Genomic DNA, 15,365 nt, shown 5'->3' with positions numbered 1-15,365 from the left:
TGTCGCGGTGTGAAGGCCCGGCCAGGTCGATGACCGGGCAACGGCAGCACTGCAACGAGAAACCACATCATAAAAATCACATAACCATATGATTCGACATGGAATGACGCTGCATTCGAGAATTTACTTGAGGTCCGGATCCGGCTGCTGCGCGGTCAGGCGCCAGATACCGAATGGCAAATGCGCAGGGTCGATGCGCATCCATTGGGTCTTGCCGTACCAGGTCCAGCGGTGGCCGTTCATCAGGTCCTCGCCTTGGGTATGCGCATCGTCCGGCAGGCCCAGCTCCCACAGCGGCAGCTCGAAATGCGCTTCCTGCGCGTTGTGCGGATCAAGGCTGATAGCTACCAGAATGAAGTTCGACAGATCGGGCGTGCGCTTGCCGAAATAGAGGATGTTGTCGTTCCAAGCCACGTAAGCCTTGAAGCCCAGGTGCGTCTGCAACGCCGGGTTTTGCCGGCGAATACGGTTGAGTTGGGCGATCTCGGCAATGATGTTGCCCGGCGCGTGGTAATCGCGGACGCGGATCTGGTACTTCTCCGAGTCGAGGTATTCCTCCTTCCCGGGAATCGCGGCGGACTCGCACAGCTCGAAGCCCGAGTACATGCCCCAGAGGCCGGAGCCCATGGTTGCCAGCGCCGCACGAATCAGGAAGCCGGCGCGGCCAGAGTCCTGCAGGAAGAACGGGTTGATGTCCGGCGTATTGACGAAGAAGTTCGGCCGATAGCAATCGCGCAGCGGCGGTTCGTTCAGTTCGGTCAGGTATTCGCTCAACTCAGCCTTGGTGTTGCGCCAGGTGAAGTAGGTGTAGCTCTGGCTGTAACCGATCTTGCCGAGGCGCGCCATCATGCCCGGCCGAGTGAATGCCTCGGAGAGGAACATCACGTCGCGGTCGCGCTCGCGGATATCGGCAATCAGCCATTCCCAGAACGGCAACGGCTTGGTGTGCGGGTTGTCGACGCGGAACACCTTCACGCCCTGCTCCACCCAGTGCCAGACCACATCGCGCAGTGCCAGCCAGAGATCGGGCGTGGCGTCTTCGGCGTAGAAGTCGACGTTGACGATGTCCTGATACTTCTTCGGTGGGTTTTCGGCGTATTTGATGGTGCCGTCCGGGCGCCAGGAGAACCAGCCCGGGTGCTCTTTCAGCCAGGGATGGTCCTGCGAGCACTGGATGGCGAAATCCAGGGCTATCTCCAGGCCATGCTCACGCGCCGCGGCGACCAGCTCGCGAAAATCATCCAGCGTGCCGAGCTCCGGATGGATGGCGTCGTGGCCACCCTCTTCACTGCCGATGGCATAGGGACTGCCCGGATCGTTCGGTCCGGCGTGCAGGCTGTTGTTCGGACCCTTGCGGTGCTGCCGACCGATCGGGTGGATCGGTGGGAAATACAGCACGTCGAAGCCCATGTCGCGGATCGCCGGCAGGCGCTTGTGCACATCGCGGAAGGTGCCGTGACGACTGGGGTCGTCAGTCTCCGAGCGCGGGAACAGCTCATACCAGCTGGCGAACTGCGCCAGCGGTCGCTCGACATCCAGCGGGTACACAGGGCTGCGGCTGCAGTGCTCGCGTGGGTCTGCGGCAGCCATCGCCGCAGCCGTCTCCGGTGCGAGCAACAGCGACACGCGTTCATCGTCGGTATGCGTCAACCCGAGGCGATGGACAAGATCATCAAGCACCGCGCGATTTTCGCCCTGGGCGCGGGCGGTGGCCTTTTCCAGCAGCAGACGCCCTTCTTCCAGTTCCAGATGCACCGGCACGCCGGCGGTGTGTTTTTTCGAAAGCTCGTAGCGGTAGCTCTCGAACACGTCCCACCAGGCCTCGATGACGAACTCGTGCTCGGCGACCTGGGTGGGCGTGAATTGGCCCTGCCAGGCATCGTTGCCGAGCAGCTTCAGCCGCGCGCGGCGCCAGTTGCTTTCGCCCTTTTCCCGCCAGCACACGGCGGCGGCCAGCTGGTCATGGCCGTCAGCGAAAATCTTGCTGGTCACCACCACCGGATGGCCAATGACCGCCTTGGCGGCGAAGCGGCCTTCATCCAGCACTGGCAAGGTGGATTCGATGGCGATGCGGGGCATCTGCAGAGCTTCTTCGAGTCGAGGGTGGATCGTCGCGTTGGGCTGGGCATCACTCATCGAAAGGGCTCCTGAAGCGCATGGGTTCGGTGGCCCGAGCCGCCTCTGGATGCGTTATCGTGCGGTTCGGGAGGCGACCGGTACGGTTTTGTCGGCTCTTTCTTCCGAGCCAGCCGGCCTTGGAAAGTTCAGCCTTCAGGGCTCGTTAGCCAACCCTTCCGGCGACTGGTCAGAGTGGGCGCCACAGAGCTTCCCGATAAAGGTCGAGAGTGCGCGAAAGCTTGGTCGGCAGCGTTCGAACCGGCTGTCGTTCAGGTCGACGGCCGAGCGGAACCCCGGCGCGCCAAGTGCCTCAATGCAGAACGCCCCGCCGCTGCCCCAGGCAGTCGAACAGAGGAGAACCAGCCATGACTCATGCACGCCCCGATGTGCCGCAACCCGATCCGATCGTCCACGACAAACCGGGCGATGTGCCGCAGGTGCCCTGTGCCGAGGAGCTGGACGAAAACAAGCCCGGCTCGCCCTACGGCAATCAGACGGTCGCGGATACCGACGACCCGCAACCCAGCTGAGCGCGGCGGCTACTGCTCGCCGAATACCAGCAGCGGGTTGTAACCACTCCTGGCGTATAGGCCCTCTTCGGCGAGCAGCAGGTCCAGTGGCAGGCTGGCGAGATCGTCGGCTACGGGATCGGCACGACCCTGCAACTGGCGCAGAACGATCTTCAGGTAGCTCTCGCAGGCGCCACAGGCTTCGGCCTGCACCGGCAGGAAAGGCTGCCCCTGCTCATCATCAAGTCCGAGGTAGACCAGCTGGCCACCAGTGTCGCAATTGCTGCACTTCACTCGTTCCAGATGCCATTCGGTAGCGCACAGTGCGCAGTGCAGAAAGCGCACGCCACTGCGATGGGGTTCGTTGTGCACCACACTCGCTACGGGCGGCGAGCCGCAGCAGGGGCACAAGGCCCGCGCCTCGGCCAGCGGTTGCGCTGGCGGACGTGGCAAGGCCGCCGCCAGGCGCACCCAGGCCACCTGCAGCGCGGCTGCCACCAGCGGCATCAGCCCGCGGGTTTCGGCGCTGCCGGCGCGCTGTTCCAGTACATCCTCGGCGATCGCCTGCAGTGCATCGGCATTCGCGTCACGCAGGGCTTGCAGCAGCGGTCTCTGCCGCTCACCGACGTGCAGCGCCAGCGCATCGAGGATTGCGCGCAGATCACCCTGCCAGTCCAGATCGCGGCTCAACGCACGAAACCCCAGCGGCGGCATGCGATGCTCCAATGCCTGATCGAAGGCATCCGGCGCCGGACGCCAGGACGGTTCGCGCCCACTCAGGACCTGGTGCTGGGCCTGCGCCAGGCGCGCCATGAAGTCGAGAAACTCGTCCAGCGCCGGCACCATGACCATCAGCTCGCGCAGCCGCAGCGCGCGGCGGCTGAACAGCTGGTCGTCCGGCAGGACTACCTGCGGCGGTTCCATGATGGTGGTGGGTGCGCTGCCGAATTCGTGGCTCGCGGGGCCGCGTTTTCCTTTCATGCTCGATTCCCTTGTTGGTCAGTCATGTTCGGGTTCTGGACGCAGCGGCATCGCCGGGCTCGCGATGGGGCAAGGCCGTCTCGTCGTCACGTTTGTCGCCGGCCATGACCTCGTCGTACCAGAGCTTGTGGTGATGCCGGGCCCAGGCCGGGCTGACCCGGCCCTGGGTCATCGCGCGGATCGAACCCTTGACCCAGATGGCTGAGTAGACGTGGATGATCAGCGTGAGGATGGCGACGAAGGCCGTCACCGCGTGGATCAATGCCGCCCAGCGCAGCGCCCAGATCGGCATTTCACTGGCCACCCAGGGCCGCCAGAGCACCACACCGGTTACCAGCAGCACTGGCACCGTGGCCAGGAATACCCAGTACACCAGCTTCTGCCCGGCGTTGTTCTGCCCCACCGGCGGAAGGCGCTCGTCCCGGTTGGACAGCACGTCGCCGATCTGCCGCGCCCATTGCACGTCGTAGCGGCGGAAAAGATTGGCGCGAAAGAAGCGCACCGCCTGGATCAGGAAGAACAGCGTCATGAACACACCGATGTACGGGTGCACGATGCGCGTCGGCTCCGGCCCGCCGAACAGCGCGGTGAGGCCGAAGAACGCTGGGTAGAACAGCGCCAGTCCGCTCAGGGTGAGCAGCACGAAACAGATCGCGACGATCCAGTGATTGGCCCGGGCCCAGGGGCCATAGCGCAGGATGCCCTTGCGTACGTTGGAATGACTCATGGCCGCCGCTCCTCGTCACGCAGATCCTGTTCGCGGTCGGCGTTCGCCTTCACTGGATCGGGATCGTCCTCCGGTTCCTCCTTCGGCCCCTTGGTCATGTAGTGGAAGAACCCGGCCAGCACCGACACGCCCAGTACCGCGGACATGATCGGCTTGGTCACGCCTTTCCACAGCTCCACCGTCGGGCTGATGTGCGGGTCTTTCGGCAGGCCGCTGTAGATCTCCGGCTTGTCGGCATGCTGCAGCACGTACACCACATGGGTGCCGCCGACGCCGGCCGGGTCGTAGATGCCGGCGTTCTCGAAGCCACGCTCCTTGAGCTTCTCGACCCGGTGCGCGCCGTAGTCGAGCATCTGCTCCTTGGTGCCGAACTGGATCGAGCCGGTCGGGCAGCTCTTCACGCAGGCCGGCTCCAGACCGTGATAGACGCGGTCGGAACAGAGCGTGCACTTGTAGGCCTTGTTGTCCTTCTTCGAGATGCGCGGGATGTTGAAGGGGCACCCGGCCACGCAATAGCCACAGCCGATGCAGTGCTCGGAATTGAAGTCGACGATGCCGTTGGCGTACTGCACGATGGCACCGGGCGACGGGCAGGCCTTCAGGCAGCCCGGCTCGGCGCAGTGCATGCAGTTGTCCTTGCGGATCAGCCACTCCAGGTCGCCCTCCTCGTTCTCGTACTCGGAAAAGCGCATGACCTCGAACGACGACGGGGTCAGGTCCTGCGGGGCATTGTAGGTGCCGTCGCACTCGCCGACCTCGTCGCGCAGGTCGTTCCATTCCATGCACGCCACCTGGCAGGCCTTGCAGCCGATGCACACCGACACGTCGATCAGCTTGGTCACCTTCTCCACGCCGCCGGAGCGGATCTGCGGCGAAGGCTCGGTAGTCGCCGAACGCGCGATGATGTTCTGCAGGTTGATCTGGTCACCTCGCATCAGGCGTCTCCTATAGCTTCTCGACGTTCACTAGGAACGACTTGAATTCCGGGGTCTGGGTGTTGCCGTCACCCACGAAGGGCGTCAGCGTGTTGGTCAGGTGCGCCTTCCTGGCCACGCCGGTGAAGCCCCAGTGGATCGGGATACCGATCTGATGCACGGTGCGCCCGTCCACCTGCAGCGGACGCAGGCGCTTGGTCACCACCGCCACCGCATCGATATGCCCGCGTTTGGAGCGCACTCGCACCTTCTCGCCCGCGGCGATTCCCAGCTCCCCGGCCAGCACCTCGCCGATCTCGACGAACTTCTCCGGCTGGACGATAGCGTTGAGCAGCACGTGGGTCGTCCAGTAGTGGAAGTGTTCGGTGAGCCGGTAGGTGGTGGCCGCATACGGGAACTCCTCGAACGTGCCGAAGGTGTCGCGATCCTCGGGGAATATCCGGGCCACCGGGTTGTGATACGCCAGCGGGTTGTTCGGGTGCAGCGGGTTATTGGGGATCGGCGATTCCAGCGGCTCGTAGTGCTCGGGGAACGGCCCCTCGCCCAGCCACTCGCTAGCGAAGAAATGCCCGGTGCCGCTCTCGGTGAGGATGAACGGCTTGACGTCGTCTTCCGGCGGCGCGGCAACGGGGTAGTCAGGCACGTCGGCACCGACCCAACGTTCGCCGTTCCACCACACCAGCGCGCGATTCGGGTCCCACGGCGTGCCATCGGGGCGTGCCGAGGCGCGGTTGTAGAGAATCCGCCGATTCAATGGCCAAGCCCAGGCCCAGCCGAGCGTTACGCCGATGTCGTAAGGGTCCGAGTTGTCGCGCCGGTCCATCATGTTGCCCTGCTCGGTCCAGGCGCCGGAGTAGATCCAGCAGCCGCAGGAGGTTGAGCCATCGGCACGCAGCTCGCCGAAATCATTGAGCAGCTCGCCCTTGCGCCGGTTGATCCGCCCCTGGTCCTCGATGTCCGCCAGGGCGCGGCCGTTGTATTCCTTGGCCAGCTCGGCCGCGGCGGGATGCGCCGGGTCGCTGTAGTCCCAGGTCAGGTTGAGGATCGGTTCGGGGAAGGCGCCGCCCTCCTCCTGATAGAGCTTCTGCAGGCGATGGAACAACCCGGCGAGAATCGCCGTGTCGGTCTTCGCCTCACCGGGCGGCGGCGCGGCCTGGTGGTGCCACTGCAGCCAGCGCGAGCTGTTGGTGATCGAGCCGTCGTCCTCGGCAAAGGTGGTGGTCGGCAGGCGGAACACCGCGGTCTGGATCTGGCTCGGGTCGACGTCGTTGAACTCGCCGTGGTTCTTCCAGAACTCGCCGGTCTCGGTGGCCAGCGGGTCCATGACCACCAGCCACTGGAGCTTCGACAGGCCATCCAGCACTTTGGCCTTGTTCGGGAACGCGGCGAGGATGTTGAAGCCCTGGCAGAAGGCGCCGGTCATCTTGCCCTTGGTCATGTCGTTGACGGCGTAGAGCACGTCGTACAGCGGCTCGGACAGCTTCGGCAACCAGTCGTAGCACCAGTTGTTCTCCGCCGTGGCGGCATCGCCGTAGAACGCCTTCATCATGCTGACGAAGAAGCGCTCGTAGTGCTTCCAGTACGACACCTGGTTGGGCAGCCGCGGCTGACGGATCTTCTGCTTGATGTAGTCGTCGTAGTTCTGCGCGCCAGCTGCAGGCAGCGTCATGTAGCCAGTCAGCAGGTTGGACAGCAAGCCGATATCGGTCAGCCCCTGGATGTTGGAGTGACCGCGCAGCGCGTTCACCCCGCCGCCCGGCATGCCCATGTTGCCCAGCAGCAGCTGGACCATGGCGCCGGTGCGGATCATCTGCGCGCCGATGGAGTGCTGGGTCCAGCCCAGGGCATAGAGGATGGTCATGGTCTTGTCCGGCGCCGCGCTCTGCGCCAGCAGTTCCCAGAGCTGCAGGACCTTGGCTTGCGGCATGCCACAGACTCGCTCGACCATTTCCAACGTGTAGCGGCTGTAATGCTTGCGCATCATCTGGAATACGCAGCGCGGGTGCTGCAGCGTTTCGTCGCGACGGACGAAGCCCTGCTCGTCCAGATCGAAGTTCCAGGTGGCCTTGTCGTACTGGTGGCGTTCCTCGTCGTAGCCGGTGAACAGCCCGTCGTTGAACTCGAAGCCTTCACGCACCAGGTGCGCCGCATCGGTGTAGTGCAGCACGTATTCGTGGGCGTAGCGGTCGTTCTCGATCAGGTAGCTGATCAGCCCGCCAAGGAAGACGATATCGGTCCCGGTGCGAATCCAGGCGTGATAGTCCGCCACCGCGGTGGTGCGGTTGTAGCGCGGGTCGATGGAGATAAGGATCGCATCGCTACGCTCCTTGGCCTGCATGACCCAGCGGAAGCCCACCGGATGCGCTTCGGCCGAATTCCCGCCCATGGACAGAATGATGTTCGCATTGCGGATGTCGACCCAGCTGTTGGTCATGGCACCGCGACCGAACGAAGGGGCAAGACCTGCCACCGTCGGTCCGTGTCAGACGCGCGCCTGGTTGTCGAGTTTGAGAATGCCCAGCGCCCGGGAGATCTTCTGCGTCAGGTACGCCGTCTCGTTGGTGCAGGCGGAGGCCGCGACCATCGAGGTGGTCATCCAGCGATTGACTAGCAGCCCCTCGTCGTCGTGGGTCTCGAAGTTGCGGTCGCGGTCGTCCTTCATCAGGCGGGCGATGCGGTCGAGCGCCTCGTCCCAGCTGATGCGCTTCCACTCGTCTGTGCCTGGCTCGCGCACCTGCGGGTAGCGCACTCGCGAATCGCTCTTGATGAAATCGAGCACACCGGCGCCGCGTGGGCAGAGCGAACCGCGACTGACCGGGTGATCCGGGTCGCCCTCGACATGGAAGATGTGGTCGTGGCTGTTGATCGCGCCGTCGCCGCGCGCGTACAGCAACATCCCGCAGCCGACCGAACAGTAGGTGCAGATGTTGCGGGTGACCTTGGCACCAGTCAGTTTGAAATGACGCACGGAGGCCAGCGCCTCCTGCGGGGCGAATCCCATCATCGCCATGCTGGAAGCACCCAATCCGGCGGCGCCGAACTTGAGAAACTGCCGCCGGGATACTCGTACCGTCATCGGTATCTCCTGCCATTAATGCTCGACCCAACTAGTAGGTCGACTGAGTCCGGCTGGCAGAGGTTCAGATTGGATGACGGGCGGCTCTACCGCCGGGGGTGCGAGCCATTCGGGATCAAGGCGCGCTTTCGTCGCGCCTCGCCGCCAGGGTGCTCCTTCTACATGAGCGCGCAGGTGCAGGGACTGACTTTGTAGGAGGCCGTCCCCGGCGCGAGCCTTTGAGCGTTGAAGCGAGTTTCCGACGCCCTTCGCTGCAGGCGAAGGTCTCCTTAAGCGGGCTGGGTCCGCTTTTGCGGAGGCAGCGAAACACCCCATCGAGTAGTCCAGCTATTCACTGTACAGCGACCGCCTACCCGCCCTCGCGCAACCGATCGAGCAGCTCCCGTCCCAGCCGCTGGCGGGTGTTGCCGTAGTCGGCCCATGGATCATCGCTGCGTTCGTTCAGGTAATCCCTGACGTTGCCCAACCGCCACTGATCGGCGCCTTCCAGACGACGCACCTGCTCCACGCTCACCGGCAGCGACACGCCGAGCCCGGGCCGTGCGCGCACGGAATACGCGGCGACGGTGCTGGCGCCCTTCTGGTTTCGCAGGTAGTCGACGAAGATGCGCCCGACGCGATTCTGCGGGCCCATCTTGTCTACGATCAGCTTTGACGATTCCCGCGCCAGACGCTCCGTCACCGAGCGCGCGAAGCTGCGCACGCAATCCCAGTCGTGCCGTCGCTCGATAGGCACGACCACATGCATGCCGCGGCCGCCGCTGGTCTTGAGAAATGCGCGCAGCCCCAGCTCGTCCAGCAGCGCCAGGGTCAGCTCAGTAGCCTCGACCATGCTCGTCCAGGGCAACGCAGGGTCGGGATCGAGATCGAAGATCACCCGGTCCGGCCGTTCGATACGGTCGCTGCGCGCATTCCAGGTGTGGAACTCCACGCTGCCCATCTGTACCGCTTCGAGCACCGCCGTGATGTTGTCCGCCTGGATCAGCCGCGCATGCTCCGGGTCCAGGCCCTTGGGCAGCGCGCGCATATGCGGCATCTTCAGTCGGCCGCAATGGCGCTGGAAGAAACTCTCACCCCCGATGCCCTCCGGCGCTCGGACAATCGACAGTGGTCGCCCTGCCAGATGTGGCACCAGCCAGTCGGCGACCGACAGGTAGTATTCGGCGAGGGCGATCTTGGTGGTGCCGCTTGCCTCGTCGATCACCCGCTGCGGGTTGCTGATGCCGATGCCGCCAACCTGCGATCGTTCGGTGCTTTTGCGTTTTGCTGGCATCGCGCCCTCGGTCAGCTGGCCTTCTTGCTGGATTTGCTATCGGTGGCCGGTGCCTTGCGTGCTCGCGTCGACGAGGATGCAGTCGATTTGGTTGTTTTGGCCTTGCTCGTGGTTTTCGGTTTGGCCGGCGCCTTTTTCGGCGTGTCGTCCGCCTCGTCCTCCTCGCTGGCTGCCCGGGCCTTGCCGGGCTTGGCGGCAAGGCTGCGCTTGAGCAGTTCGGTAAGGTCGATGACATCCGCGGAACGACGATCCACGGCCTCCTCCGGACCGCCGACGGCTTCCAGCTTGCCTTCGCGCGCCTTCTTCTCCACTAGGTCCATGATCTGGTCCTGGAAGGTGTCCTTGTACTGTTCCGGCTTCCACTTCTCGGTCATGTCCTCGACCAGCCGCTTGGCCATGTCCAGCTCACGCTCGGCCAGATCGGGATCGAGCGCTTCGTCCTTCAGTTCCAGGTACTCGACGCCACGCACCTCGTCGGCCCAGCGCAGGGTGTTCATCACCAAGGCCTTGCCCAGCGGCATCACCACTGCCAGGTGCTGCTTGTTACGTAGCACCACGTTGGCGATGCCGACCTTGCCGGTCTGGATCAGCGTCTCGCGCAGCAACGCGTAGACCTTTTCCCCGCGGCGGTCCGGCGTCAGGTAGTACGGCGTGTCGATGTAGAGAAAGGAGATGTCCTTGGCGTCGACGAAGGCAACGATGTCCACGGTCTGGGTCGCCTTGGGATGCGCTGACTTGATCTCGTCATCGCTGATCACCACGTAATGCCCCTTCTCGTACTCGACGCCCTTGACGATGTTCTCGCTGTCGATGTCCTCGCCGGTGGTCTTGTTGATGCGCTTGTAGCCGACCCGGTCCATGCTGCGTTTGTCCAGCCAGTCGAAATCGATGCCCTGGCGGGTGGTGGCCGGTACCAGCGCCACCGGGATGTGTACCAGTCCGAAACTGACTGCGCCTTTCCAGATCGTGCGTGGCATGGTCGTTCTCCAAGCGTGGATGTGGCCGGGCCGCCCTGCGGCCCGGCAATGGGTCAGCCGTTGACCACGGTGCCGCCGTTGACGTGGATGACCTGACCGCTGACATAGGCCGCATCGCTGCTCGCCAGGTATACGTAGGCAGGCGCCACTTCATCGGGCTGTCCGGGGCGCTTCATAGGCGTATTGGAGCCGAATTCGGCGACCTCGTCGGCATCGAAAGTCGAGGGAATCAAGGGCGTCCAGATCGGCCCCGGCGCGACGCCGTTGACGCGGATGCCACGCTCGGCGAGGTTCATCGACAGCGAACGGGTGAAAGCGGTGATCGCGCCCTTGGTTGCCGAATAATCCAGCAACTGCGGGCTGCCCTTGTAGGCCGTGACCGAGGTGGTATTGATGATCGAAGCGCCCTTGCCCAGGTGCGGCAGCGCCGCCTTGGTCATCTGGAACATGCCGAAGATGTTGGTGCGGAAGGTCTTCTCCCACTGTTCTTCGCTGATGTCCTCGAGCTTTTCCTGCGGATGCTGCTCGGCGGCGTTGTTGACCAGGATGTCGAGCTTGCCGAATGCGGCGAGGGTTTCGTCGATGACCTTGCGGCAGACCTCGCGATCGGCCACGTCACCGGCGAAGGTCAGGCAGCGACGCCCGTAATGTTCGACCACGGTGCGCGTTTCTTCGGCGTCCTGATGCTGGTCGAGGTAAAGAATGGCCACATCGGCGCCCTCGCGAGCGTACAGCACCGCGACCGAGCGGCCGATGCCGCTGTCACCGCCGGTGATGATCGCGACCTTGCCTTCGAGCTTGCCCGCTGCCTTGTAGTCTTCGCCACGGAACTCCGGGCGCGGGTTCATCAGCCCTTCCTTGCCGGGCTCGGGCTGCTCCTGAGGCGGTAGGGTCTGATTGTCTTCGGCCATGGAAAATCCTCCGTCAAGGTTGTGAGCCTGTCTTCGGAGGACTGGAACTGCGCGAGAAAAGTTTCTGCGCGGCGATGAGAGGGCCCTGTACAGGGCCCTCGGATGGTCAGTTCAGCGTCAGCACGACGCGGCCGCGAGGTACGCCGCTTTCCACATACTGGTGGGCTTCGACTGCCTGCTCGAACGGGAACTGGCGGTCGAGCTGCGGCCAGATCAGCCGGTCCACGGTGAGCTGGTTGATATGCTTCAACGCACGCTCCACGGCTTCACGGTTCTGCTCGATGCCCAGCTCCGGCTGCCCGGTGAAGTCGCACAGGCAGTGGAGGAAGAACTTGAAGTTCTTCTTGAAGGCCGCACAGACCGGCAGGGCCGTTTCGTTGCCGCCATTCATGCCATAGAGGATCAGCTTGCCCAGCGGTGCCATGACGTCGCCGAGCAGTTTCATCTGCGAGCCGCCACAGGCATCCAGCACCACGTCGACGCCGCGGCCTTCGGTCACCTTCTGCAGACGGCCGACCAGGTCTTCCTCTTCAGTGACGATCACCGTCTCCGCGCCCAGCTCACGCAGATAGTCACGGTCGTCGCTGGTGTCACAGGTGGCGATTACCCGTCCGCCCAGTGCCTTGGCCAGCTGTACCGCCGCCGGTCCTGTGCAATGCGCAGCCTGGTTGATCAGCACGTACTGGCCGGGCTCCAGTTGAGCCAGCTCCACCAGCGCGAAATAGCTGACCAGCATCGGCGTGTAGTGGATCGCCGCCTCGCTGGCGCTGAGCATGTCCGGATAGTGCACCAGCGCCTGTTGCGGCAACAGCGCGTGCTCGGCGTAGAGCGGATACTGATTGAGGTCGTGGGCCGGGAAGCCTGCAACATGATCGCCGACACTGAAGCCCTGAACGCCCTCACCCACCGCCAGCACCTCGCCCGCCACTTCGCTGCCGAGCCCGGCAGGCAGACGCGCGTGCCGTGGCGCGAGGTCCTGGCGCCAGAGCACGTCATTCCAGCTGACGCCGATGGCGCGCACGCCGATCAGCACCTCGCCTGGGCCGGCAACCGGCATTGCGCGTTCCTCGTGGCGCAGCACGTCGGCCGGGCCGAACTGATGAAAACGGATGATGCGGGACATTTCGACCCCTCACTTACTACATGTGCGAACGGACTCTATCGTCAGTATCGTCACAACTCCAGCGGATGGCGTGGATTCCCATCGATAGTTCCCATGCGCAGTAATGATGGAACTACGTATGTATGCTTGCCAACGCATTGCAGCTTTGTGCATTTCGAAAGCGGGATCGGGCATGCCCTTGGTAACCGAAGCTGTCTAGAATGCAGACCACCCTCCAGAGCCGGACGCCTCCTGGTCCGGCTGCAGGCTCGACGTGAACCAGGTATGAATCGCAACGACCTTCGCCGTGTTGACCTCAATCTGCTGATCGTCTTCGAAACGCTGATGCACGAGCGCAGCGTGACCCGCGCAGCCGAGAAGCTGTTTCTCGGCCAGCCGGCGATCAGTGCCGCCCTGGCACGATTGCGCACGCTGTTCGACGACCCGCTGTTCGTCCGTACCGGCCGCAGCATGGAGCCAACCGCCCGCGCGCTGGAGATCGCTCAGCTGCTTTCACCGGCGCTGGACTCGATCTCCACCGCCGTCAGCCGCGCCTCGACCTTCGACCCGGCGACCAGCACCCAGGTGTTTCGCATCGGCCTGACCGATGAAGTCGAGTTCGCCCTGCTACCGCCGCTGCTGCGCCGCCTGCGCGCCGAAGCGCCGGACGTGGTGCTGGTGGTGCGCCGCGCAAACTATCTATTGATGCCCGGCCTGCTGGCGTCCGGTGAGATATCGGTGGGCGTCTGCTACACCGAGGAGCTGCCGGCCAATGCCAAACGCAAGGTACTGCGCCGGCCCAAGCCGATGCTGCTGCGTGCCGACAGCATTCCCGGCCGGCTGAGCATGGAGGACTACTGCAGCCGTCCGCATGCGATGGTCTCCTTTGCCGGCGATCTCAACGGCTATATCGACGAGGAACTGGCCCTGCACGGCTGCAAGCGCAAGGTGGTCTTGGCGGTGCCGCAGTTCAACGGCCTGGCCAGCCTGCTCGCCGGAACCGACATCATCGCCACCGTCCCGGATTACGCGGCAGCCGCGCTGGCGGCCAATGGCGGCGTGCGCGCCGAACCGCTGCCGTTCCAGACCAGCCAGGACTTCGAGCTGTCCATGGCCTGGCGCGGCGCCCAGGACAACGACCCCGCCGAACGCTGGCTGCGCTCGCGTATCCAGATGTTCGTTGGTGATCCGGACAGCCTTTAAAACCGCTTCATTTGCTTTTCACTTTTGTGTTTCGGTGTCCTTAACCGCTGGCAAGGCACTGACAGGCGTCCGCCGGAGCGGCATTTGCCGCATGGCGCACCTCGTCCGGCGCCGATTCCGAATCGTTAACCATCACCGCCAATGATATTCACCTTCGCCTCGTTCGATTTTTGCTGAACGGCTTGACCGAGCAGACTCCTGCCATCAACAAATCCGACTTGCGGAGTCAAGCATGGAACGTTCGTTCAACGCCTTGCGTTTTCCCCTTATCGCCCTGACGGTGCTGATCACCGCCGCTTGTGGCAAGGCACCGGAGGCCACCCAGGCGGGCATGCCGCCGCCCGCCGTCAGCGTCGCGGAAGTCATCGAGCAACAGGTGACCGAGTGGGATGAACTCACTGGCCGCCTGGAGGCGCCGGAGTCGGTGGAGATTCGCCCGCGCGTGTCCGGTTTCATCGACAAAGTGGCCTTCGAGGAAGGCACGCTGGTGAAGAAAGGCGACCTCCTGTTCCAGATCGACCCGCGGCCGTTCCAGGCCGAGGTCAAACGCCTGCAGGCACAGCTGCAACAGGCGCGCGCAACGCAGCAGCGCACCGTGGCAGAGGCCGAACGCGGTGAACGGTTGCGGCAGAAGAATGCCATCTCGGCAGAACTCGCCGATGCCCGCGTCAGTGCTGCCAGCGAAGCTCGCTCGGCAACCGCCGCGATTCAGGCGCAACTGGACCGCGCTCAGCTTGACCTCTCCTTCACCCGCGTGACCGCGCCCATCGAAGGCCGCGTCGGCCGGGCGCTGATCACTGCCGGCAACCTGGTCAACGCCGGTGAGGCGCTGCTGACCACGCTGGTCTCCACCGACAAGGTCTATGCCTATTTCGAGGCCGATGAGCGTACCTACCTCAAGTACCGCGAGCTGGCGCGCAACGGCGACCGTGGCGAGGCGACCCCGGTCTACCTAGGCCTGTCCAGCGAGGACGGCCACCCGCACCTGGGCCACATGGACTTCGTCGACAACCAGGTCGACCCGCGCACCGGCACCATCCGCGGTCGCGCCGTGTTCGACAACCGTGACGGCAGCTTCACCCCCGGCCTGTATGCACGCCTGAAGCTGGTCGGCAGCGCCACCTACGACGCCGTGCTGATCAAGGACGTCGCCGTCGGTACAGATCTGGGCAAGAAGTTCGTCCTGGTACTGGCTGAAGACGGCACTGTCGCCTACCGGCCGGTCGAGCTCGGTCCCAAGCTCGAAGGGCTGCGCATCGTCCGCAGCGGCCTGGCCAAGGGCGAAAGCATCGTGGTGAACGGTCTGCAGCGTGTGCGGCCGGGCAGCCCGGTGCAGCCGGAATCAGTGCCGATGGCCGACGCCGAAACGCTGGCCACCCTGCGCCAACAGAACCGTGCGATCAGCGAGGCGATGAAACCGCAGGTCGTCGAGCGCACCCTGGCTCAGCGTCCTAGCAGCTGAGCACCTCCCGCAACTGACCTGAACTCCGGCGCGCCTGCCGCGCCAATCCGATCGATCCGCCAGGGCGCCAGACGCGCGCCCTACCCCGGAG

At 64.3% G+C, this 15,365-nt stretch carries 12 protein-coding genes; 3 read left to right on the top strand and 9 right to left on the bottom strand.

Annotation, left to right across the window (positions count from 1 at the left end):
• Positions 1-123 precede the first annotated feature (123 nt).
• A complete protein-coding gene (locus UIB01_RS10915) occupies positions 124-2,136 on the bottom strand; it encodes an alpha-1,4-glucan--maltose-1-phosphate maltosyltransferase (RefSeq protein ID WP_038660078.1) in 2,013 nt (670 codons plus the stop codon).
• Between the two features lie 347 nt (positions 2,137-2,483).
• On the opposite strand from UIB01_RS10915, the gene UIB01_RS23245 reads away from it, so the two are divergent.
• Complete coding sequence (locus UIB01_RS23245; protein ID WP_180983622.1) at positions 2,484-2,648, top strand: hypothetical protein; 165 nt, start codon at positions 2,484-2,486, stop codon at positions 2,646-2,648.
• Positions 2,649-2,657: 9 nt separating this feature from the next.
• On the opposite strand, the gene fdhE is transcribed toward UIB01_RS23245, so the two are convergent.
• From fdhE to UIB01_RS10870, 8 genes are all read right to left on the bottom strand, one after another.
• Positions 2,658-3,608, bottom strand: a complete 951-nt coding sequence (fdhE, locus tag UIB01_RS10910) for a formate dehydrogenase accessory protein FdhE (protein ID WP_038660075.1) — start codon at positions 3,606-3,608, stop codon at positions 2,658-2,660.
• A 22-nt stretch (positions 3,609-3,630) separates the two neighbouring features.
• Positions 3,631-4,335, bottom strand: a complete 705-nt coding sequence (locus UIB01_RS10905) for a formate dehydrogenase subunit gamma (protein WP_038660072.1) — start codon at positions 4,333-4,335, stop codon at positions 3,631-3,633.
• Complete coding sequence (gene fdxH, locus UIB01_RS10900; RefSeq protein WP_038660069.1) at positions 4,332-5,270, bottom strand: formate dehydrogenase subunit beta; 939 nt, start codon at positions 5,268-5,270, stop codon at positions 4,332-4,334. Before fdxH ends, UIB01_RS10905 begins: the two co-directional genes overlap by 4 nt.
• Before the next feature lie 10 nt (positions 5,271-5,280).
• Positions 5,281-8,346 carry a formate dehydrogenase-N subunit alpha gene (gene fdnG / locus UIB01_RS10895; protein WP_146031071.1) on the bottom strand — a complete coding sequence of 1,022 codons (3,066 nt, stop codon included), beginning with the start codon at positions 8,344-8,346 and terminating at the stop codon, positions 5,281-5,283.
• A 349-nt stretch (positions 8,347-8,695) separates the two neighbouring features.
• Positions 8,696-9,619: a non-homologous end-joining DNA ligase gene (gene ligD / locus UIB01_RS10885; RefSeq protein ID WP_051605076.1), complete on the bottom strand. Its 924-nt coding sequence runs from the start codon at positions 9,617-9,619 to the stop codon at positions 8,696-8,698.
• 11 nt (positions 9,620-9,630) lie between these two features.
• The gene (ku, locus tag UIB01_RS10880; protein WP_038660060.1) at positions 9,631-10,596 is read right to left on the bottom strand and encodes a non-homologous end joining protein Ku; all 966 of its coding nucleotides are present in this window, start codon (positions 10,594-10,596) and stop codon (positions 9,631-9,633) included.
• A 53-nt stretch (positions 10,597-10,649) separates the two neighbouring features.
• Complete coding sequence (locus tag UIB01_RS10875; protein WP_038660057.1) at positions 10,650-11,507, bottom strand: SDR family oxidoreductase; 858 nt, start codon at positions 11,505-11,507, stop codon at positions 10,650-10,652.
• 106 nt (positions 11,508-11,613) lie between these two features.
• Positions 11,614-12,630, bottom strand: a complete 1,017-nt coding sequence (locus UIB01_RS10870; RefSeq protein ID WP_038660054.1) for a zinc-dependent alcohol dehydrogenase family protein — start codon at positions 12,628-12,630, stop codon at positions 11,614-11,616.
• Between the two features lie 264 nt (positions 12,631-12,894).
• Between UIB01_RS10870 and UIB01_RS10865 the strand changes: the two genes are divergently transcribed.
• Both UIB01_RS10865 and mexE read left to right on the top strand, forming a co-directional pair.
• Entirely contained in the window at positions 12,895-13,812 is a 918-nt protein-coding gene (locus UIB01_RS10865; protein ID WP_014820192.1) for a LysR substrate-binding domain-containing protein, read from the top strand.
• A gap of 232 nt (positions 13,813-14,044) precedes the next feature.
• Positions 14,045-15,274, top strand: a complete 1,230-nt coding sequence (mexE, locus tag UIB01_RS10860) for a multidrug efflux RND transporter periplasmic adaptor subunit MexE (RefSeq protein ID WP_038660050.1) — start codon at positions 14,045-14,047, stop codon at positions 15,272-15,274.
• Positions 15,275-15,365 lie beyond the last annotated feature (91 nt).

The organism is Stutzerimonas decontaminans, from assembly GCF_000661915.1.
Taxonomy (GTDB): domain Bacteria; phylum Pseudomonadota; class Gammaproteobacteria; order Pseudomonadales; family Pseudomonadaceae; genus Stutzerimonas; species Stutzerimonas decontaminans.
Note: the sequence above shows the minus strand (reverse complement) of the source record. Positions and strands in the feature narration are given on the sequence as shown.

Bases quoted from the DNA above. Each gene is read 5' to 3' on its own strand.
- UIB01_RS10915 (WP_038660078.1), bottom strand. From the start codon at position 2,136: ATGAGTGATGCCCAGCCCAACGCGACGATCCACCCTCGACTCGAAGAA.
- UIB01_RS23245 (WP_180983622.1), top strand. From the start codon at position 2,484: ATGACTCATGCACGCCCCGATGTGCCGCAACCCGATCCGATCGTCCAC.
- fdhE (WP_038660075.1), bottom strand. From the start codon at position 3,608: ATGAAAGGAAAACGCGGCCCCGCGAGCCACGAATTCGGCAGCGCACCC.
- UIB01_RS10905 (WP_038660072.1), bottom strand. From the start codon at position 4,335: ATGAGTCATTCCAACGTACGCAAGGGCATCCTGCGCTATGGCCCCTGG.
- fdxH (WP_038660069.1), bottom strand. From the start codon at position 5,270: ATGCGAGGTGACCAGATCAACCTGCAGAACATCATCGCGCGTTCGGCG.
- ligD (WP_051605076.1), bottom strand. From the start codon at position 9,619: ATGCCAGCAAAACGCAAAAGCACCGAACGATCGCAGGTTGGCGGCATC.
- ku (WP_038660060.1), bottom strand. From the start codon at position 10,596: ATGCCACGCACGATCTGGAAAGGCGCAGTCAGTTTCGGACTGGTACAC.
- UIB01_RS10875 (WP_038660057.1), bottom strand. From the start codon at position 11,507: ATGGCCGAAGACAATCAGACCCTACCGCCTCAGGAGCAGCCCGAGCCC.
- UIB01_RS10870 (WP_038660054.1), bottom strand. From the start codon at position 12,630: ATGTCCCGCATCATCCGTTTTCATCAGTTCGGCCCGGCCGACGTGCTG.
- UIB01_RS10865 (WP_014820192.1), top strand. From the start codon at position 12,895: ATGAATCGCAACGACCTTCGCCGTGTTGACCTCAATCTGCTGATCGTC.
- mexE (WP_038660050.1), top strand. From the start codon at position 14,045: ATGGAACGTTCGTTCAACGCCTTGCGTTTTCCCCTTATCGCCCTGACG.